The organism is Halomonas bluephagenesis, assembly GCF_054790765.1.
This window is the reverse complement of sequence record NZ_CP133631.1, coordinates 1,479,446-1,499,227: the sequence shown is the minus strand read 5'-3', so window position 1 is coordinate 1,499,227 and position 19,782 is coordinate 1,479,446. Positions and strand designations below refer to the sequence as shown.

Sequence of the window (19,782 nt, the reverse complement as noted above, 5' to 3'; positions counted from 1 at the left end):
GAGGGGCAAGGGATGATTAATGATGCGCTGCTTACGGCCGTGGATGAAGAGCTGGAAAAAAGCCCTTGGCGATTGAAGTTTACAGATGAGGTTGAGTCGCGTTTCGAAGCTGATACTCAGCAACACCGTAGCCGCAACATGGTTGTGGCAGGGCTGATAGCCGCCTCTATTTATAGTTTGTTTCTCATCAATGATTATAGCTTTCGGCCTGACTCTTTTGTTACGGCGGTGCAGTTAAGAATAGGCGTGATGCTGCCTATTGGTTTGACGATTCTGTGGTGGGTTTATCGTGGTGTTGCCCCAGCCATACGTGAAACATTAATGGCGACGACAATTGTGGTTGCCATGTTGGTTTCATGTTTGATTTTTTCAACCTCAACAGAGCCTTATTCTTATTTAGATGTTTTTTCTTTTGGTCTTATTTTGGTAGTGGGAAATATTATTTATCCGCTTCGTTTTAGCTATGCCTGTGTGTCATCCGGCATTGGTGTTTTGATAATGCTGGTGTTTATTGTGGACTATGACCCCATGCCACAAGAAGCAAAGCGATTGGCGATGTTTTCTATCGTTGCTAAAGCGCTGTTTACACTATTTGCTAATTACCGTCTTGAGCGAAGCGAGAGGACGGCATACCTTCTTGTTTTAAAAGAAAAAATATGGTCTGGCTATTATTTAGAAGACAATCGGAAGCTATCTCGACTGTCGGTTACAGACCCATTAACCAATATCGCCAATCGGCGTCAGTTTGATACGCTTTTTCCGTTAAGATGGCAGGAAGCTATTGATAAACATAATTTTTTGGGCCTTATGGTAATCGATATCGATTTCTTTAAAGCCTACAACGATTATTATGGTCACCTACAAGGTGATCAGTGCCTACGCCAAGTGGCGACCACCATACAGGCCAATAGCCGTGATTCCGATTTGGTAGTGCGCTTTGGGGGCGAGGAATTTGTGGTGCTGATGCCTAATGCAACGCTACAAGCAGTCAGGCAAGCGGCGGAGCGCATCCGGCATAGCATTGAAGCGTTATATATCCCTAATGAGGGTTGTCATGAGCAGCGTCTTGTAACTGTCAGCATAGGTGCGGCACTGCTACGCCCGACAAAGCGTTTCACGCCAGACGATTTTTTGGCCCATTCTGATGCAGCACTGTATGAAGCTAAACGGCGAGGCCGTAACTGCGTTTGGATGGCGAATGTCGAGTGACTAATAACAGTATTAATACGGCTAAGAAGCCGCCCATTTGACAACCCTGCTGGGGTATGACAAACAAGCATCATTTTTCGTGAGGAATCAAATAGTGGCACACGAGCAGCCCTATCAGGCATTGAATGTCGATACATTGGCACAGCGGCTAGGTGATGTAGAGGAAGTGGCAAGCCGAGTGGGCGGCAACCCTGGGCAGTGGCAGATTCGCGAAGTGGGGGATGGCAATCTCAACCTGGTATTCATTGTATCGGGAAGTGCAGGAAGCGTGGTGGTAAAACAAGCGCTGCCTTATGTTCGTATGGTAGGCGAGAGCTGGCCGCTGCCGCTTTACCGTGCCCACTTTGAATATTACGCCTTAGTGCGTCAGGCTCAACGTGCGCCGGGCATAGCGCCAGAAGTGTTTTATTTCGACAAGCCCCAAGCGCTGATCGTCATGGAGTATCTATACCCCCACACGATTCTGCGCCGCAAGCTGATCAGCGGTGAGCGGGTTGCTCAGCTTGGCGAAACCATCGGTGAGTTCTGCGCTCGGATGGCGTTTCGTGGCTCGGAACTCTCCTTAAGCAGCCCTGAGAAAAAAGTCGACGTGGGACTGTTTTCAGGCAACGTTGCGATCCCTGCGATAACGGAATCACTGGTATTTACCGACCCCTATTACGGCGCCGAAATGAACCGCCATACGCCGGAGCTTTCGCCGGTAGTGGATGAGCTGCGTCGTAATACGCGCTTAAAAGCCAAGGTGCAGCGGTTGTTGATGAAGTTCACCGCGAATACCGAAACCATGCTGCACGGTGATTTGCACTCTGGGTCAATTATGGCCACCGAGTCCGATGTGCGGGTGATTGATCCCGAGTTTTCCCAGTATGGCCCTATGGCTTTTGACCTAGGAATGGCCGTCGCCAACTTCTTGATGGCCTACTTCAGTCAGCCCGCCCATCGCCAAGCCGATGAACTTGAGCCGTACCAAGCGTGGATTCTTGAGGTGATAGAGGCGTGCTTTACCCGCTTTGATGCTGAGTTCCGCCACCTGTGGCAAACCGAGCGCACCGGTATACTGTTTCCGAAAGCGCTGTTTGAAGCCCAGGGTAACAGCGCCGATGACGCCTGTGATGCATTGCTGGAAGAGATTCGTTTGGATGCGCTGGCTTACTGCGGCATTGAAATGCATCGTCGCGTTTTATCGCTGGCTCACAATGCTGACTTTGAAGAGATTGAAGATACTGCCCTTCGCGCCAAGCTGGAGGCACGCAATGTGCTGATGGGCCAAGCGTTAATTAGGGAGCCAGAAGCCTATAGTGACCTTACCGCGCTGGCGGATTTAGCCAGGGCGTATAACCAGCAAGAGGTGTTATAAACTCTTACCCCTCTCGATATAATGGGCTTCTCGATAATGGCACTGTGGCTGATCCCGCCTCGGTGCCAACCTCGGTAACGCTGGCGCGTTGCTTCGCGGGTGCGCTGACGCTTACGCCGCGCTACATAATGAGCCCAACTCAACTATTGTTAAGCCCAGTAGCGCAGTGTAACGAATCTCGCGAGGGACGAGCGTATGAGGCACCCGCGACGGCGGCGCCAGCCGCCTGGATAATGCCTCCGCGCCTGATCCGGCCTCGGTGCCACCTTCGGCACCGCTAGCGCGCTGCTTCCGCGGGTGCGCTGACGCTTACGCCGCGCTACAACTGCCTCCCACGATTCACTACTTACGATTTACTATTCACTAATCAAAGCTGATCCAAGCGATCAAATTTCCCGGCGATATCGCTCTCTGTCCAGTGAGGCACCCAGCCTTCAACGTTATCGAAGAAGCGCAGCGCAGTGAATTCTGGCGCTGGGCCCATATCAAACCAATGGGGCGTGTTCGCGGGTACGCTGATCAGGTCATTGCGGGTACACAGTACCTGATACACCTTGTCTTCAATATGCAGGCAGAAAAGCCCCTGGCCTTTAACGAAGAAGCGCACTTCGTCTTCGTGATGGCGGTGCTCGTTTAAGAACTTCTGGCGCATGGCGTCTTTGTCTGGGTGTGTGGGCACCATGTGCAGCACATCAACGGTTTGGTAGCCGCCCATGGCTTTCACCCGGTCGATATCGTCTTGGTAGAGCGCCAAAATGTCTTCCTGGGTGGCATCGTCGGCGATCTCGCCCAGCGTTGCCCAGCGCTCAAACAGCACACCCACCTTGTTCAGCTCAGCAGTTATCTGCTCGCCGTCAGTGATGTCTAGCAGGGCATCGTTAGGGTTCTGATCAGCAAATACTTTCAGTTGCGACATCGTAGGCTCTCCTTAAAGGTGATGGGCCATAAAGGCTAAAGGGCAATTTCATCAAAGCGGGTAACGCACGCGTGGGTGTTGCCCGCCTGGGTGCCTTCGCGAACTAACTGCAGGGTTTGCATGCCCGCCTGCTTGGCGGCGTCCAACTCTTCGACCACGTCCGACAAGAACAGCACCGCTTCCGGCGGTAGGTCAAGCTCAGCGATAATTCGCTGGTAGGCCGTGGCTTCGCGCTTATGGCCAATATGAGTGTCGAAGTAGCCGCTAAACAGGGGGGTTAAGTCGCCTTCATCGCTGTAGCCAAACAGCAGCTTCTGCGCCTGCACGGAACCTGATGAGTAGACGTACAGCGCCTTGCCTGCCTGCTGCCACTGGCGCAGCGCCGGGGCGACGTCGCTATACAGGTGGCCTTTAAAATCGCCACGCTGATAGCCGTCCGCCCACACCATGCCTTGCAGTGCTTTCAGCGGCGTGGCTTTTTGGTCGGTCTCGATCCAATGCAGCAACTGCGCAATGACAGCATCCAGCGTGGCATCAGGGTCACCCATTTCACTGCGCACGGCGCTAATTTGCTCGGCAACCGCAGGTGTGTCTGCATTCGCGCGTAGAAAGTCGGGCAGCTTGGCCTGGGCGTAGGGAAACAGCACCTTATGCACAAAGTTAATATCCGTGGTGGTGCCTTCGATATCGGTTACAACGGCGCGAACAGCTGGGTTATTCATTTAGACCACCGGCTCTCTTCAAGTACACAGGACAGTAAAAATTCAATGGCTTCCAAGTGCCGACGGCAACTAGCGATGCTATCGCCCACGGCATAAATACCGTGCCCCGCCACCAAAAAGCCCCAGGGCATCGGCCAGCCGAGGCGTACATGCTCCGCTAGCTCGTCCATATCTTGGGAATTTGGTACCACAGGTAAAAGAACCGAGGCATCATGAGTCACGTTGCCCGCTAAGGCTTTTTGCATTTCAAAGCCACTTAGCTCAATGCCGTTTGGAAAGCGCCGTGACAGCACAGTGCTGGCTAACGTATGGGTGTGCAGCACGCAGTTGATGGTCGGGTCTAGCCGATAAAGCGCAGCGTGAAGATCACTTTCCGCGCTCGGCTTACCATCGCCTGATAGCACCCGGCCATCCAGGTCGCACAGCAGCAGGTCTTCGGCTTGAATACGAGTCTTATCGCGCCCGGAAGCGGTGACCCAATAGCCTGACTCGGTACGGGCGGAAAAGTTACCGCCGGTGGCTGGCGTCCAGCCTTGCTGCGCCGCCCATGAAATGGCATTCAGCAATTCAGTTTGTAGCGTCATCATAGGGTCTGCGTCGCCTCTTCTAATGGCCGTCATTCTATATGATAAGCTTCGCGCCTGATATTAAGGAGCCCAACGATGCCCCCACTTCTTCAATCACGCAGTTTACGGGTCTATGCCGATAACCTTGAGTACTTGGATCAAACTCGGTTGCCCCAGGCTGAGCAGTGGCAGCGTTGCGACACGCCCGACGCGTGGCAGAGTGCGGTTAAAAACCTGGCGATTCGTGGCGCGCCGCTGATTGGCTTGAGCGCTGCCTTTGTGCTGGCGCAGACTGCCGCGCGCCATCCAAACGGTGATTGGCAGTCTGTCAGTGATCGCTTACGTGCCACGCGTCCCACCGCGGTGAACCTGATGTACTGCCTGGATGCCATGGAAGCCTGCTTTGAGCAAGGGGTTGCCGCCTTGGCTGAGCGTGCCGCTGAATTGTTTGCAGAAGACCGCGCGCTTTGTCAGCGTATGGCCGAGCGGGGAGCTGACCTTTTGCAATCAGGTGACCGCGTCCTGACCCACTGTAATACCGGGGCGCTTGCTACCGCAGGCGTTGGCACCGCCATTGGCGCGTTGGCAATCGCCAAGCAACGCGGTGTGGCGCTGCATGTGTATGTGGATGAAACACGTCCGCTGCTCCAGGGTGGCCGTTTAACCGCTTGGGAAATGGCTGACCTAGATATTCCCTACCAACTGATTGCTGACAGCATGGCTGCCAGCCTGATGGCCGCAGGGAAAGTCGATAAAGTCATGGTCGGTGCCGACAGAATTTGCGCCAACGGCGACTTCGCCAACAAAGTGGGCACCTACATGCTCGCCGTTGCCGCCCACTACCATAACGTGCCGTTTTACGTGGTTGCGCCTTACACCACGGTGGATCCTGCCTGCGCATCCGGCAGTGATATTCCGATTGAACAGCGCGATGCGGCAGAAATCCGTGGTGCTTCCGGCGCTTTTGGTGATGTCGTCTGGGCTCCCGAAAATGCCCCCGTGTGGAACCCTGCCTTTGACGTGACACCCGCTACGCTTGTCACCGCCTGGGTACTGGACACCGGCATCTTCGATGCCGCCGCGATAGCGCGTGGCGAACACTGCCAAGGGCGGGGAGAAAGATAATCGCCATCCCTGTCATTACAGGCGAAGTGGCGCCCCAATTGTCTGAGCTCAAAAAGGGCGGTGTTAGTCAGTGATAATAAAGAATGGTACTGCTATAAATATGAGGGTTCCCATTGATTAAATAGTCTTTCTCTGGAGTTACATTGACAAAGCATATTGCCCACCTATTACTACGCCGCTTTCAGTTGCTTGCTCTGATATTGGCGGCTTTTATTTTAATAGCGTTGGGGTGGCAGGGCGTGCGTGTACAAGAAGCGCTTTTAACGTCCAATGCTGCTGTTCATAAACACCTTGAAACCATCACTCTGATCCAAGCGTTCCAAACAACGTTACTAGACCTAGAGACGGGTGAGCGTGGCTATGTAATTACTGGTCAGCCTGCCTATTTGCTGCCTTACCAGCAAGCTCGAGCAAAGATAGAAGATAAGCTCAACCGATTGATGCAGTTAACGGCATTGACTGAGATAAATATTGGGCGCTTGGAAAGTTTCGATGTTTTAGTGGCTCGTCGTATTCAGATTGCTGAGGATAACATTGCTGTGCGAGAAAGTGATGGTATGGAGGCAGCAGCATTGAGGTTGTTAGCGGCAGGCGGTAGACAGACGATGGATCATCTGCGTGGCCATCTCAATGTCCTTGAGCAGCGCGAGCGCGAGTACTTAAATACACAGACCCAGAAGGCTCCCCGCCAAGCTCACCAATCGCGATGGCTGTGGGGGGCTGGAGCTGCCTTTGTGGCGCTGCTTTTAATGATTACTAGTATGTCTATTATCAGTCAGTGGCGTCATCGCCAGCGAATCATGACGATGCAACAGACATTCGTTTCTACAGTGAGCCATGAGTTACGTACGCCACTAACCGTGATTTTGGGCGCCTTAGATATGTTGCATAGTGGTATTGATGGTTCGCTAAATAATGATGCGCAGCGTTTGGTCGCCGTGGCGAACAGTAATGGTCAGCGCTTAAAGCGTTTAATTGATGATATCTTAGATATCGAAAAGCTTGAAAGCGGACAGCTGACCTTTCAATGGCAGTTAGTGTCACTTAAGTCATTAGTAGAACTGGCTGTGGCTATTAATCAGCCTTATGCAGCCAATTTTGGCGTTTCCTTGATTTTTGGCTCCTCGGTGTTAACCCCTCCTTTTAGCAACGCGTTGGCAGAGCCAATCGAGGATAGTGATCTCGTTGAAGTAGATCCAGAGCGGTTTGCCCAGGTAATGGCTAACCTGATTTCAAATGCGTGCAAACACTCTCCTCAAGGTGGGGATGTGCAAGTTAATGCAAGGCGAGTGGATAGCCGTTGGTTTGAAGTAAGCGTTAGCGATAATGGTAATGGCATTCCGCTGCAATTTCAGCCCCGCGTATTTGATCGTTTTGCCCAGGCAGATGGCTCAGATCGGCGACGTACAGGGGGGGCTGGGCTAGGATTGGCAATTACTAAGGCCCTTGTAGAGGAGATGAGAGGAACCATTGGTTTTGACTCAGAGCCGTCCAAAGGAAGCTGTTTTTGGTTTCGGTTACCTATAATTAGCAATACTTAGTTTACGCATCAATAATTAATAATATGACATAACTAATGTAAGGAATGTTTATGCCATCAGCGACTGCCACCATTTTAATGGTCGAGGATGAAGAGGATATCGCTTTTCTATTGCGCTTTATATTGGAGCGGAACGGCTACCAAGTAGAGCATGCCGAGGATGGCAAGCAAGCGCTAGAACGAATTGCCATTGGGACGAACAATAGCCAAGTGCCCGATCTTGTTCTGCTAGATATTATGCTCCCTTACCATGATGGTTTAGAAGTGCTTGCTCGATTGCGTGCGTTACCTGCGTGGGAGGATGTGCCCGTATTAATGCTAACCGCCAAGGCACGGGAAGCGGACATTGTCCGTGCGCTGGAGTTGGGAGCGGACGACTATGTCACTAAGCCGTTCCAACCAGATGAGCTATTGGCGCGCTTACGCCGTTTTTTGCGTAAACGTTAAAGGGGAAAACTGATGGTTCACGTTGATCGTGCTAATGGTAAAGGAAATGCGGCAAGCAAGCGGCATCTAGTACTAATGGTCCTAGCCTTGGGTATTGCCCCCTTTGTGACGGCCGATGAAGGCCGGACTGAAATTGAAGTATCGCAGCGTTATGAGCACCTAGACAGCGGATTCTCCTCCTGGCAGGCCCAGCGCTTTGATGCCCAGCATCACACTGCTGAGGGGGTAACGTGGTATGGCACTGTGCTGCGGGAGCGTCGTTATGGAAGTTGGGATGAAGGCATTGAAGCAGGTACTGCTGTACCAATAGGACAGAACTGGTTTGTACAGCCAGAAGTAGGTAGATCGTTTGACGCTGATTTTCTGCCTAACTGGTACGCTGACCTTCGCATACAGCGCTTATTTCCTGATGGATGGTTGGGTAACGCTAGTATACGCCGTACGCAATATGAGGACTCCCAGGTTGACCGTTTAGCACTAGGGGTTGAGCGCTATTGGGGAAGTTGGCGTGGCGCTTATACCTTGAACATTAGTGATGTTGAGGGGGCAAGTACGCCAGTTGGGCACGCAGTGGCACTTGAACGCTACTATAACGACACAAGCTTTATTGGCCTTCGTGCCAACGCCGGGCGTGAGGAAGAGGGGCTGCCGAATGGCAATGTATTAACTAGTTCCGTTTCAGGACTAGGAGTGCGTGGCAGGCATTGGCTAGATGCGAACTGGGCCATTGCCTGGGATCTCGGCTGGGTCAGCCAGGGGGATATTTATAACCGCTATGGTGTTCAGGTGGGCGTACGCCGTGCTTTCTGAACTACAAACGTTAGTTGACCTATTGTTAGCGGCCCTTCAAGAGCTCACCGTTATGCTAGGTGATCCTGTTCTTAGGATAGCCGTTTACAGCGTTATGGCGCTTGCCTCGGTTACGCTGTTAATGATGTTAAATGTACTGGTGCTCTCTGAGTTAGCTACTAGGCGCGAGCGAAGGCGAGCTGCCTTTACGCAGCTATGGCGCCCAGTGCTCACTGCTTGGAGTATTGGCGAGTATGAGAAGTTCCCGCCATTAACTCAGAAACGCCAGGAAGAGCGCCTTTGGCTACTGCTGATGTGGGTGAGTTTGCAGCGCCAGCTACGAGGCAGCACGAAAGAAAAGTTAAATGCGTTTTTTAACCACTTAGTGATGGATGACTATGTAGTAGCTCTTCTAGGCAGTAGAAAAGTACACCGGCGGCTTTTAGCACTTACCTGCTTACGCTATGTAGGTGAAGAGCGTCATTGGGTGTCTGTAGCGCCGCTGGTAATGTCATCAAACGCGATAGAAAGCTTGGCGGCCGCGCAGGTGCTGGTTGCGATGAACCCAGCCCGTGCCATGCAGTTTTTAGTTCCTTTTTATATGCAACGACGAGATTGGGCGTATCTCCGCTTTAAGTCGCTCTGTAAGCAGGCGGGACGGACAGCAGCAGGGCCGCCGCTTCTTACGGCGTTGCAGCAAGGCTCTCCCATGCGAATTGTGGCGTTGCTTGAGTGGGTGTTACCGGCTAAAGCAGCAGGATGGGCTAGGCGTTGCCTTCACCAAACGCCTGTCTCTGTGGAAATGAGTAAAGAGCAGTGCGATGCCGTGTGTGCGTCGTTACGTTGTTTGGCAGAGTTGCATGATCGGCAAGACCGGGAGTTGTTAATAAATGCGCTCGACCACCCGCTGCCACAGGTGCGGGCTGAAGCTGTTGTTGCGTTCAAGCGCCAGGCAAACAGTGATGATGAGGCGCAATTTATTCGTGTGTTAAGTGATTCTAATTGGTGGGTGCGTCAAGCGGCGGCTGACGCTTTAGTTGCGCTTCCGGGTATCGAGGCTCACCATCTTAGCGCCCTATACGAAGGGCTACAGGATCGTTATGGCCGTGATGCGTTGCGTCGCGCGATGACGGAGAAGCAGTGATGGAAAGCTGGCAAGCAGTGCTCGGATTTGATTGGATTTGGTGGTTACAAGTTGGATTTATTAGTTACTTTGTACTGCTGAATGGCGGTTACTTAGCTCTGAATGTATTGTCCATGATTAGCCTCCGTCGCTATATGCGCCAGCGTGCTGAGCTTGGTGAAACAGTGCCATACCTTGGTGTGGAGCCAGCTGTATCCATTCTGGTGCCAGCGTTTAACGAAGAGGCTACCATTCGCACGTCGCTTCTATCGCTGATGCAGCTTCAGTATCCTGAGTTTGAAATTGTGGTTATTAACGATGGTTCAAAGGACAACACCCTGGCAGAACTGAAAGAAGCCTTTGATCTAGAGGAGTATCCTGAACCACTGCGCCTCAGTGTTTCCCATAAAGAAGTGTTAGGTGTTTATCGCTCGCGTCGCTATAGCCATCTAAAAGTGATTGATAAAGCGAATGGGGGTAAGGCAGACGCTTTAAATGCTGGGATTAACGCGGCTAGGCACGAGCTTTTTTGCGCAGTAGATGCCGATTCCATTTTGCAGCGAGATAGCCTGTTACGGGTTGTTCAACCTTTTTTAGAGGATGAGCGCACGATAGCGGCTGGTGGTACGGTGCGTATTGCCAATGGCTCCAAAGTTCAAGGGGGGTATTTGCTTGAGGCAGGACTTCCTCGCAATTTGCTAGCACGTTTTCAAATTGTTGAGTATTTGCGCGCGTTCTTATTAGGCCGTTTAGGCTGGACGCCGATGAATGCGGTGTTGATTATTTCAGGAGCATTTGGCCTATTTAATCGTGAGCGAGTGATTGATATCGGTGGCTATAGCACTACCACTGTAGGGGAAGATATGGAGCTAGTGGTGCGGTTGCACCGCTATCACCGTGAAAAGACCCTTCCGTATCGTATCCAATATTTGCCAGACCCTATTTGCTGGACAGAAGCGCCCGAAGATATTGCCACGTTAGGCAAGCAGCGTAGTCGTTGGCAGCGTGGGCTGGCCGAAAGTCTATCGCGTCATGCCAAAATGGCGGTGAGTCGTCGAGGTGGAGCGCCGGGAAGGCTGGCATGGCCATTTATGGCATTGTTTGAGTGGCTGGGGGCATTAATTGAACTAGGTGGCTACCTGTTTATGTTGGTCGGTTTCAGTTTGGGGGTTATTTCTCCTGTAGCGTTGACCGTCTTTATGTTGGTTGCCATTGGTATGGGCATCCTGCTGTCGGTTAATGGGTTGTTACTGGAAACGCTATCGTTTCGCGTATACGCAAAACGGGGGGATATGTGGCGGCTATTTCTTGTGGCAGTGATAGAGAACTTTGGTTATCGACAATTAAATACTCTCTGGCGCTGTCGTGGTTTATGGCAATGGTTTTCACGTCGTAAGCATCAGTGGGGGGCTATGAAGCGGAGTGGCGAATGGGGAAAACATTAAATGCTATCTGAAAATCAGCGGTAGTCAGTCGCGACTCCCGCAGGGGTTACCGATAAGTCCTAGTTTGATACACCTGTTTTGCGGGCTTTGCGACTAAAATATCTAGCGAATCCCTGCCCTTAAAAACGACTGCACGAATTGACGCTGAAAGAGCAGGAAGGCGATTAGCAGTGGGGCGATACTTAATAGCGTGGCGGCACTCACCGTGGCCCAGTTTACGCCGGTTTCCGGGGGAGAGAAGACCCCTAAGCCGACGGTTAATGGGCGGCTTTCTACTGAATTGGTCACAACCAGTGGCCACAGGAAATTGTTCCAGTGGTGGCTGATGGAGACCAACCCGTAAGCAAGATAAGTGGGCTTGGCCAGGGGAACATATACTTTCCAAAGAATTTCGAGCCAGTTGCAGCCTTCAATGCGGGCTGCATCTTCTAGTTCTCGGGGAATCGTCTTAAAGGTTTGGCGCAGCAAAAAAATGCCGAAGGCACTGGCTACGTAGGGCAGGCCAATACCGGTGATAGTGTTGATCAGCCCCAGCTCGCTAGCGATGCGGTAGTTTTCGACAATCAGTACTTCGGGAAATACGAAGAGCTGAATAAGCACCAGCATAAACAGTATGTTCTTGCCAGGAATTGGAAAGCGCGCAAAGGCAAACGCCGCCAAGGTGCACACAATGAACTGGGCGAGTACCACCCCCGTTACCAGCATAAAGGTGTTTAGATAATAGCGAGCAAAGGGGGCTTGCCCCCAGGCGACAGCGAAGTTCTCCAGTGTTAATGGCGCAAACAGCGTAAAACTGACCATAAATTCGCTGGGGTGGAACGCTGCCCAAAATGCGTACAGCAGCGGAAAAATCCAGATAAGCGCCAGCAGCCAAGCAGCAATGGTTTCAAGCGATGGCACTGAAAAAAAGCGCGCGCGTGGCGAGTATGTTTTTGAAGGCAGTGATGAGGTTGAGCTCATTGGTAGTGTGTCCTGCGATCGAGAACCGTGAACTTCAGCGTGGCCACCACCGCAAGCACTAGCAAAATGACCACGGTGATGGTGGCCGCCATGGTGCGGTCAAAGAAGGAGAACGCGTTCTCATAAACGTAATAAAGCAGCAGGTTAGTGGCGTTGTTCGGACCGCCCTTGGTCAAAATGAACAGGTGATCGACGACCCGTACTGCATTAATTAGCGCGTTGATCAGCACAAATAGCGTGGTGGGCATCAGCAGTGGGAAGGTCACCCGCCTGAAGAAGCTCCAGCGACTGGTGCCCTCAAGCTCAGAAGCCTCCTTCAGTTCTGGCGGAATCCCCTGCAGCGCTGCCAGATAAAAAATCATGAAAAAGCCGGCTTCCTTCCATATCGACATCACAATCACAGAGCCAAGCGCCACGCTTGGATCGCCAAGCCAGTTCACGCCGGAAAATCCTAGCGCGCCGAGCAACTTGTTAAACAGGCCGATCTGCGGCGCGTAGAAGAACATCCAGATATTGGCGGCTGCGATCATTGGCAAAATAGTAGGGGTAAAATAAGCCATCCGCACAAAGCCACGCCCGCGCAATTTGCCATTTACAAACAGCGCCATCGCCAAGGCCAGAGCGATAGACGTAGGAATCGTACCTAGCGCATAGATCAGGTTGTTACGGGCTACCTTCCAAAACGTCGGGTCTGCAAACAACACGTGGTAGTTTTCTAGCCCTACAAATTGCGTAGGCGCACCGCGAAAGCCGGGTAAAAACAAGCTGTTGACCACAGTGGCGATGGTTGGAAGGTAAGCAAAGGTGGCTAACAGTATGGCGGCAGGCAACAGCAACAGGGCGCCGTAAAGCTGCATTTTGCGGTGGTCGGTGAAGGACATAATTGAATACCGCACGTTGGAAGCGCCGGAGCGAACCCCGGCGAACAGGTCTATAAATTACCTTTGAACGAAGAGCCTTAGCGGGCGTAGCGACGCAGCACGCTATCGGCCTCTTGCTGCGCTTGGTTAAGCGCTTCTCGTGGTGTCATTTGACCGGTCAGCGCCGCTTGCACGGCGTTATCCAAGGCGCGGCGAATGCGGCCACCCTGGTAAGTGGAAAGCTCTGCCGTGCCGTGTTCAAGCTGGTCGCGGGCGACCGCGGCAGGTGGGAACTCTTCCACATAGTCTTGCAGCGCGTCGGTTTCGTAGGCGGCGGGGCTAACGCCCATATAGCCGGTCTCAATTGACCAAGCAGCGGCGCGCTCAGGGTCGGTCATCCAGCGAATAAAGGTCATCGCCGCGCGTTGCTCTTCTTCCGTCGTATCTTCAAAAATGTAGAAGTTGCCACCGCCAGTAGGACTGCCGCGCTGGGTTTTCATCGGCAGCATGGCGACGCCAAAATCAAACGTTGCGTCACTCCGCACAGCGGTTAGGTTGCCGGTGGTGTGCCACATCATCGCGGTAGACTGTTCGAGAAAGTTCTGGCGTAGGGTGCCCCACTCAATGGTGCCGTCAGGCATGGCATTGTGCTCGGTGGCTAGCGATACCCAATACTCCAGCGCTTCAACCGCTGCGGGGTCATCGAAGTAGACTTCGGTGCCATCTTCGCTCATTAGCCGGTGGCCATTTTGAAAAGCGAATGCCTGGAACATCCAGTAGGGGTAGCCGGTAGAAGGAACCATCACACCCCACTGCTCACCATTAGAGGTTTCGCGCACGGTAGCGGCCATGTCGGCCATCTCTTGCCAGTTTTCAGGGGGCGTTTCGGGGTCAAGCCCTGCCGCTTCAAAGACGTCTTTGTTCCAGAACAGCACAATGGTCGAGCGTTGGAAGGGGATGCCGTAAGTTTTGCCATCCAACTGGCCGTTTTCCATCAGGCCTGGGTAGAAGCTATGGAGCCACTCACGCTCTTCATCGGTTTCGACCAGGTCGTCGAAGGCGACAATGGCGTTTTGCTCAATTAACTCGTATAGGTCGATAGAAAACAGCACCGATAGTTGCGGTGTATCGCCTGCTTCGATGGCAGACATTGCCCGCACGCGGGTGTCATCGTAGTTGCCAGCATAAATCGCAGCTACGTTGATATCCGGATGCTCGCTTTCAAACTCAGCTACTAAATTATCCACCACGTCGGTTAGCGCACCGCCCACCGAAACGGGGTAGTACATAGTGAGGTCAACGCTATTCGCATTAGCGTGAGCAACACTTAATAGGCCAGCTGCCAGGGTAGTCATAGCGAAAGGAATACGTAAACGCATAAACGGCTCCACGAGTGTCAGTGCTGGAAAGAGCCCACCGCGGGTGGACGAGGAACGGTTCGGTATGTTGGCGTAAGCGCGCCCATCATGAGGTCGTCTCGCCGTGTACCGTGAGGATCGAAAAAGTGAGCGCTTTCTGCTGGCCAGTACAGACGGCAGGTCGAGTTGGGTACAGAGTGTTTGCCGCTAATTCGAACGCGTAAGGTATGTGCGCCCACTACCACATGAGCAATGGTGTCCGCGCCTAGGTACTCTTCGCTCAACACCATTGCGGGAACGCCGGGTTCAGATTCGGGGCGTAGCTCGATATCTTCTGGGCGCACACCCAGTTGCCCGCCCGCGGCTTCTAAAGGAGCGACCGGCGTCGTTGGTTCGCCTTCTATAACGGCTCCCTTTTCACCTGCTACCAGTGGCAGGAGATTCATGGCGGGGCTACCAATGAAACTAGCGGCGAAGGCACTGGCCGGGCGGTTATAGAGCTCGTCAGGTGTGCCGTCTTGAACGATTTTTCCTTGCTGCATCAAAATCACACGATCGCCCATGCTCATGGCCTCCACTTGGTCGTGAGTAACGTAAATCACCGTCATGTTTAAGCGGCTTTGCAGCGCTTTAATTTCCCGACGCATATCACTTCGCAGCCGTGCATCCAGGTTGGAAAGTGGCTCATCCATCAAGCAGATCGGGTGTTCAGAAATAATCGCGCGGGCCAACGCCACCCGCTGGCGCTGGCCGCCGGAAAGCTGGGCAGGCTTGCGGTTTAAGTAGTCAGTAAGATCAACCAGTTCAGCGACGTGGGCTAACCGTTGGCGCTGTTCGGCTTTGGGTACGTTGCGGCTGCGTAGGCCAAAAACGATATTGTCGGCAACGCTCAAGTGCGGGAACAGCGCATAGGACTGAAACACCATGCTCAGCCCGCGGTCGCCGGGGGGAAGAAGGGTGACATCGCGCTCGCCAATATGGATTTTCCCGCTACTGGCCCCTTCCAAACCCGCCACCATACGCAGCGTGGTAGATTTGCCGCAGCCAGATGGCCCCAGCAAAATAACGAACTGCCCAGGCGTGACATCAAACGAGATGTCATCGACAGCGGTTGTCGCGCCCCAACATTTGGAGACGCGCTCCAGGCGGATACGCGATTGGCTCATAAACCCCTTCACCAGCAATAAACAACGATGTTTCAGAGTGCGATGAAGGTGTTTCGGTTGTGTGACGCTTATGTGGCGAGGATATGTCAGCCTAAGCGTTAGACAGTGATTTTAATGCCATAACGCTGCAGCCTGCGCACCACGCTGGATTGGCTGATACCCAGCCGTTCAGCGATGGCATACGTGCTGGGTAGCGTTTTGCTCAGCGCTTCCAGTGTGTCGCGCTCCAGCCTGGCGAGGTACTGCTTTAGGGTTTCCTCTGGTGCTAAGGCGGCGACTAACGAAGAGGTTGAAGTTTGCGCTAGATTAGCAGGGGGCTGCTCCGTAAAGGGGTGAGGGCTAGGTGCTTCAATTTGATCCGTTGGGCTGGATAACCAAGCTCTTTCTAGCCAGTTTTCAAGCTCGCGGACGTTACCTGGCCAGTCGCTTCCCATTAAGGTTGACCATACTTGGTTGCCCAGGATTTTTTGTCGCCCATAGCGTTGGTTAAGGCGCTTCAAACAGGCTTCCACGAGATCAGGAATATCCTCTCGGCGGTCGCGTAAAGGAGGAAGCGTGACCGGTATGACGTTGAGACGGTAGTAAAGATCCAGGCGAAATAGGCCCGCTTCTACTTGTTTAGCTAGATTCTGATTCGTGGCGACAACTAAGCGAAAGTCCACTTTGCGCGGTCGTGTATCACCTAACCGGGTAAGGCTCCCGTCCTGGATGACTTTTAGCAGTTTGGTTTGCATTAATAGCGGAAGCTCACCGATTTCATCGAGAAACAGTGTGCCGCCTTCCGCCTGCTCTAATAAGCCTGCTTTTCCTTGACGGGCAGCGCCGCTAAACGCGCCTGGTTGATAGCCAAACATCTCAGACTCAAATAAGTTTTCGGGAATGGCCGCACAGTTAACCTCAATAAAGGGGTGGTCCTGACGCTGGCTCCAGCGGTGAAGCTGCTTGGCAAACGCGGTTTTCCCCACGCCTGACTCCCCTAGCATCAATACATTGGCGTCCGAGGGGGCGACCCGCTTGAGAAGCAAGGCGACTTCACGCATAACGTGGCTTCTTGCCTGCAGGTTATCCAACGCATCGTCCAGCGCTTGCTCTTCTGCATCGGGGGCTGCTTGGCTGCGCTTTAAATGCTCACTAAAGCGCTTCTGGAGTAGTGCATATTCGTCTTGTAGTAACTGTAAATCGGTTAAGTCTCTGGAACGGCTAATAACACGTTCCAATTTTCCATTAACAAAGACGGGGTAAGCGTCAGCAATAACACGGCGTCCGGTGCCTGTTACCTGCATAAGTTGTGCTGGTTGGTGGGTGCGCATCACTTCTAAGGTGATGGATGGCTTCAAGATGCCTGCTTGCTGAAGCTGGTAAACGCTACTGCCTAGCAACTCTTCCCGGGGCGCGCCATAAACAGCCTCAGCGCCAGGACTAATATCAAGCACTCGACCTTCGCCGCTGACGATAAAGAAGTGGTCGTTGGCGGTTTCCACAATGGTTTTTAGCACGCACTTATCGATTTCACTCACAGCGATTGTCTCTTGAATAATCTCTGATTCATTTTTGCATCAACGATGCATATTTGACTTAAGTGTACGTCATTTTGATGCATTATTGCATCGGTGATGGCTGGAAGCCCTATTATCAGGGCGTTCAGAGACTTGGCATGTTCTGTGCAATGTATTTCGCTATTAGTACGCAATACAGCGCTACAACATAAACAACGCCAAGGAGATCTGTATGTCTGATTTTAACCAGCCGCTCGGTGGCAATATCATGCCGCGCTTTGGTGGGCCTGCCACTATGATGCGTTTACCCACCCAAGAAAGCGCAGCTGGCTTAGATGCTGCTTTTATCGGTATTCCAATGGATATTGGTACGTCTAATCGACCTGGTACGCGTCTTGGCCCACGTCAGATTCGTGATGAATCTCGCATGCTTCGACCCTATAACATGGCGACCCGCGCCGCGCCGTTTGAAAGTTTACAAGTGGCCGATATAGGTGACGTGCCCATCAACACGTTTCATCTGCCCAAAAGCGTTGACATCATCACGGCCTTTTATGATGACGTGCTTAAGCACGACTGCATTCCGTTAACGCTGGGTGGCGAACACACCCTGACACTGCCCATTTTACGTGCCATTGCCAAAAAACATGGGCCAGTGGGGCTGATCCATATTGATGCCCATGCCGATGTAAACGAGCACATGTTCGGTGAGCCGATTGCCCATGGCACGCCGTTTCGCCGTGCCCAGGAAGAAGGCCTGTTAGCCCACGGCAAAGTGGTTCAAATCGGCCTTCGTGGTACCGGTTACGCAGCCGAGGATTTTGATTGGTGCCGAGGCCAGGGTTTCCGCGTCGTTCCCGCTGAAGAGTGCTGGTATCGCTCGCTTGCCCCCTTGATGGAAGAAGTGCGCGAGCAGATGGGCGATGTGCCTGTCTATATCAGCTTCGATATCGATGGCTTGGACCCTTCCGTTGCGCCAGGAACGGGAACGGTTGAGATGGGCGGGCTGACCTCAGCGCAAGGGCTGGAAATTGTGCGCGGTGCGGCAGGGTTAAACATTGTCGGCTGTGATCTGGTAGAAGTGTCGCCTCCTTACGACCCTAGCGGTAACACCGCATTAATGGGCGCCACACTGCTGTACGAAATGCTCTGCGTGCTGCCGGGCGTGAAGCACGGTGATTAACCAGTCCTGAAATAGAACAAATAAAAGCGCTTACCTGACAAGGCGCTAATGAACAAAGAAATGGCAGGCTGCTTATTGCCTGCCAGGATGCCGCCAACCCACCTCTAATAATCACTTCCAATAGGTGAAACGTATGTCTTACTCTCAAGTAAAGTCGGAAGAACCGACGTCTCCGGCGGAGATCCCCCGCGCGCATTTATTGAAGTTTCTTATTCCATCGTTGATCGGGGTGCTGCTGTTTCTAGTGCCTTTTCAAGTAGGCGACTCCATTAACATTGGCATGGGCCTGATGGCGGACGGCTTGCAAACGCTATTGGGGGCAGCACTACCCGCCATTGCGGTAGTCATTCTTTGTCTTTCGGTGGTGGTAACACTATACGCCAAGCTTGCCAAACCTGATTGGGCAAAAAATGGCCCCTTTCACGATATGTTTGATGTAAGCGCTATTTGGGTTGTCATGCGCATATTAGGTGCGATTTTTGTCCTCATGACCTTTTTTCAATTCGGCCCTGAGTTCGTCACCGCCTCGTTTACCGGTGGCGTCATGTTGAATGATTTGGCCCCGGTACTGCTAACGTTCTTCTTCTTTGCGGCGATTCTGCTACCGTTTCTGGTCGAGTTCGGCTTTATGGAGTTTATCGGCACCATGGTGCGTAAACCGTTTCGGGTGATTTTTAACCTACCGGGACGCAGCGCTATCGATGCCACCGCCTCGTGGATGGGGTCGGGCACCGTGGGGGTTTTGATCACCGCCCAGCAGTACGAACAGGGTTACTACAACGGCCGTGAAGCGTCAGTCATTGCGACCAACTTCTCTGTTGCCTCCATTGCTTTCAGTCTATTGGTTACTAACTTTGTTGATATTAACCATCTCTTCGTGCAGTTCTACTTCACGGTAGTGGTGTCTGGTTTGATCGCTGCGGTCATCGTGTCGCGGATTCCGCCACTTTCGCGCAAATCTGATGACTACTATGAGCCCGTCGGATGCCAGCTTAGCGAAGAGCGCACTGAAAAAGTGGGACTGTTTCGCTACAGCCTTTTACAGGCCACTCGTCGAGCAGGCAGTGCGCCGGGGCCGCGCGAGTTGGGACGCATAGCGCTACTCAACGTGATTGATATCTTCCTGACACTGCTGCCGCTGGTGTTTGCGATCGGCACTGTCGCGCTGATCTTAGCCGAGTTTACTCCGCTGTTTACCTGGCTCTCTTACCCAATGGTGCCGGTGCTTGAATTGCTGCGTATCCCTGAAGCACAAGCGGCGGCCCCTGCCACGCTGGTCGGGTTTGCCGATATGTTCTTGCCAGCGGTGCTAGCGACGAATATTGAAAGTGAGCTGACCCGTTTTGTCATTGCCTGTCTCTCCATGACGCAGCTTGTGTACATGTCTGAAATCGGTGCGCTGCTACTCAAATCGAAAATTCCCATCAAGTTTTGGGAACTGGCAGTGGTTTTCTTACTGCGTACCGCGATTACACTGCCGATTATTGCCTTTATGGCCCACACATTTTTCTTCTGAGAGG

Annotated in this window: 18 protein-coding genes; 10 read left to right on the top strand and 8 right to left on the bottom strand. The window is 52.7% G+C overall.

Features of this window, described 5'->3' with window-relative positions:
• Positions 1-12: 12 nt before the first annotated feature.
• Together REH51_RS06605 and mtnK are read left to right on the top strand one after the other, a co-directional pair.
• A complete protein-coding gene (locus REH51_RS06605; protein ID WP_009722845.1) occupies positions 13-1,209 on the top strand; it encodes a GGDEF domain-containing protein in 1,197 nt (398 codons plus the stop codon).
• Positions 1,210-1,303: 94 nt separating this feature from the next.
• Positions 1,304-2,566: an S-methyl-5-thioribose kinase gene (gene mtnK / locus REH51_RS06600; protein WP_498937265.1), complete on the top strand. Its 1,263-nt coding sequence runs from the start codon at positions 1,304-1,306 to the stop codon at positions 2,564-2,566.
• Positions 2,567-2,933: 367 nt separating this feature from the next.
• Here mtnK and REH51_RS06595 read toward each other — a convergent pair whose 3' ends face one another.
• The 3 genes from REH51_RS06595 to mtnB are packed head-to-tail and all read right to left on the bottom strand — an operon-like array spanning position 2,934 to position 4,791.
• Positions 2,934-3,482 (bottom strand): 1,2-dihydroxy-3-keto-5-methylthiopentene dioxygenase, encoded by a 549-nt coding sequence (locus REH51_RS06595; protein WP_009722843.1) that lies wholly within the window; start codon positions 3,480-3,482, stop codon positions 2,934-2,936.
• A 35-nt stretch (positions 3,483-3,517) separates the two neighbouring features.
• Positions 3,518-4,204, bottom strand: a complete 687-nt coding sequence (gene mtnC / locus REH51_RS06590) for an acireductone synthase (protein WP_009722842.1) — start codon at positions 4,202-4,204, stop codon at positions 3,518-3,520.
• The gene (mtnB, locus tag REH51_RS06585) at positions 4,201-4,791 is read right to left on the bottom strand and encodes a methylthioribulose 1-phosphate dehydratase (protein WP_009722841.1); all 591 of its coding nucleotides are present in this window, start codon (positions 4,789-4,791) and stop codon (positions 4,201-4,203) included. Before mtnB ends, mtnC begins: the two co-directional genes overlap by 4 nt.
• A gap of 75 nt (positions 4,792-4,866) precedes the next feature.
• On the opposite strand from mtnB, the gene mtnA reads away from it, so the two are divergent.
• The 6 genes from mtnA (at position 4,867) to REH51_RS06555 (ending at position 11,239) form a co-directional block, all read left to right on the top strand.
• Entirely contained in the window at positions 4,867-5,895 is a 1,029-nt protein-coding gene (gene mtnA / locus REH51_RS06580) for an S-methyl-5-thioribose-1-phosphate isomerase (RefSeq protein WP_009722840.1), read from the top strand.
• 143 nt (positions 5,896-6,038) lie between these two features.
• Complete coding sequence (locus tag REH51_RS06575; RefSeq protein ID WP_498937263.1) at positions 6,039-7,436, top strand: sensor histidine kinase; 1,398 nt, start codon at positions 6,039-6,041, stop codon at positions 7,434-7,436.
• Between the two features lie 50 nt (positions 7,437-7,486).
• Entirely contained in the window at positions 7,487-7,882 is a 396-nt protein-coding gene (locus REH51_RS06570) for a response regulator (RefSeq protein WP_009722838.1), read from the top strand.
• Positions 7,883-7,894: 12 nt separating this feature from the next.
• The gene (locus tag REH51_RS06565; protein ID WP_498937261.1) at positions 7,895-8,692 is read left to right on the top strand and encodes a YaiO family outer membrane beta-barrel protein; all 798 of its coding nucleotides are present in this window, start codon (positions 7,895-7,897) and stop codon (positions 8,690-8,692) included.
• Positions 8,682-9,815: a HEAT repeat domain-containing protein gene (locus tag REH51_RS06560; RefSeq protein ID WP_498937259.1), complete on the top strand. Its 1,134-nt coding sequence runs from the start codon at positions 8,682-8,684 to the stop codon at positions 9,813-9,815. Before REH51_RS06565 ends, REH51_RS06560 begins: the two co-directional genes overlap by 11 nt.
• Positions 9,815-11,239, top strand: coding sequence for a glycosyltransferase family 2 protein (locus REH51_RS06555; protein WP_498937257.1), 1,425 nt, complete (start codon positions 9,815-9,817; stop codon positions 11,237-11,239). Before REH51_RS06560 ends, REH51_RS06555 begins: the two co-directional genes overlap by 1 nt.
• A gap of 102 nt (positions 11,240-11,341) precedes the next feature.
• Here REH51_RS06555 and REH51_RS06550 read toward each other — a convergent pair whose 3' ends face one another.
• The 5 genes from REH51_RS06550 to REH51_RS06530 all read right to left on the bottom strand — a co-directional run bounded on the left by REH51_RS06550 (position 11,342) and on the right by REH51_RS06530 (position 17,100).
• Positions 11,342-12,199, bottom strand: coding sequence for a carbohydrate ABC transporter permease (locus tag REH51_RS06550; protein WP_498937255.1), 858 nt, complete (start codon positions 12,197-12,199; stop codon positions 11,342-11,344).
• Entirely contained in the window at positions 12,196-13,080 is an 885-nt protein-coding gene (locus tag REH51_RS06545) for a carbohydrate ABC transporter permease (RefSeq protein ID WP_009722833.1), read from the bottom strand. The genes REH51_RS06550 and REH51_RS06545 overlap by 4 nt, the downstream gene beginning before the upstream one ends.
• A 77-nt stretch (positions 13,081-13,157) precedes the next feature.
• Positions 13,158-14,438, bottom strand: coding sequence for an ABC transporter substrate-binding protein (locus REH51_RS06540; RefSeq protein ID WP_498937253.1), 1,281 nt, complete (start codon positions 14,436-14,438; stop codon positions 13,158-13,160).
• A 17-nt stretch (positions 14,439-14,455) separates the two neighbouring features.
• A complete protein-coding gene (locus REH51_RS06535; protein WP_009722831.1) occupies positions 14,456-15,583 on the bottom strand; it encodes an ABC transporter ATP-binding protein in 1,128 nt (375 codons plus the stop codon).
• A 98-nt stretch (positions 15,584-15,681) separates the two neighbouring features.
• Positions 15,682-17,100, bottom strand: coding sequence for a sigma-54 interaction domain-containing protein (locus REH51_RS06530; protein WP_009722830.1), 1,419 nt, complete (start codon positions 17,098-17,100; stop codon positions 15,682-15,684).
• 211 nt (positions 17,101-17,311) lie between these two features.
• Here REH51_RS06530 and speB point away from each other — a divergent pair, with 211 nt between their 5' ends.
• Complete coding sequence (gene speB / locus REH51_RS06525; RefSeq protein WP_009722829.1) at positions 17,312-18,262, top strand: agmatinase; 951 nt, start codon at positions 17,312-17,314, stop codon at positions 18,260-18,262.
• Between the two features lie 133 nt (positions 18,263-18,395).
• The gene (locus REH51_RS06520) at positions 18,396-19,778 is read left to right on the top strand and encodes a YjiH family protein (protein WP_009722828.1); all 1,383 of its coding nucleotides are present in this window, start codon (positions 18,396-18,398) and stop codon (positions 19,776-19,778) included.
• Positions 19,779-19,782: the final 4 nt, after the last annotated feature.

Bases quoted from the DNA above. Each gene is read 5' to 3' on its own strand.
- REH51_RS06605 (WP_009722845.1), top strand. From the start codon at position 13: ATGATTAATGATGCGCTGCTTACGGCCGTGGATGAAGAGCTGGAAAAA.
- REH51_RS06595 (WP_009722843.1), bottom strand. From the start codon at position 3,482: ATGTCGCAACTGAAAGTATTTGCTGATCAGAACCCTAACGATGCCCTG.
- mtnC (WP_009722842.1), bottom strand. From the start codon at position 4,204: ATGAATAACCCAGCTGTTCGCGCCGTTGTAACCGATATCGAAGGCACC.
- mtnB (WP_009722841.1), bottom strand. From the start codon at position 4,791: ATGATGACGCTACAAACTGAATTGCTGAATGCCATTTCATGGGCGGCG.
- mtnA (WP_009722840.1), top strand. From the start codon at position 4,867: ATGCCCCCACTTCTTCAATCACGCAGTTTACGGGTCTATGCCGATAAC.
- REH51_RS06570 (WP_009722838.1), top strand. From the start codon at position 7,487: ATGCCATCAGCGACTGCCACCATTTTAATGGTCGAGGATGAAGAGGAT.
- REH51_RS06565 (WP_498937261.1), top strand. From the start codon at position 7,895: ATGGTTCACGTTGATCGTGCTAATGGTAAAGGAAATGCGGCAAGCAAG.
- REH51_RS06555 (WP_498937257.1), top strand. From the start codon at position 9,815: ATGGAAAGCTGGCAAGCAGTGCTCGGATTTGATTGGATTTGGTGGTTA.
- REH51_RS06550 (WP_498937255.1), bottom strand. From the start codon at position 12,199: ATGAGCTCAACCTCATCACTGCCTTCAAAAACATACTCGCCACGCGCG.
- REH51_RS06545 (WP_009722833.1), bottom strand. From the start codon at position 13,080: ATGTCCTTCACCGACCACCGCAAAATGCAGCTTTACGGCGCCCTGTTG.
- REH51_RS06540 (WP_498937253.1), bottom strand. From the start codon at position 14,438: ATGCGTTTACGTATTCCTTTCGCTATGACTACCCTGGCAGCTGGCCTA.
- REH51_RS06535 (WP_009722831.1), bottom strand. From the start codon at position 15,583: ATGAGCCAATCGCGTATCCGCCTGGAGCGCGTCTCCAAATGTTGGGGC.
- speB (WP_009722829.1), top strand. From the start codon at position 17,312: ATGTCTGATTTTAACCAGCCGCTCGGTGGCAATATCATGCCGCGCTTT.
- REH51_RS06520 (WP_009722828.1), top strand. From the start codon at position 18,396: ATGTCTTACTCTCAAGTAAAGTCGGAAGAACCGACGTCTCCGGCGGAG.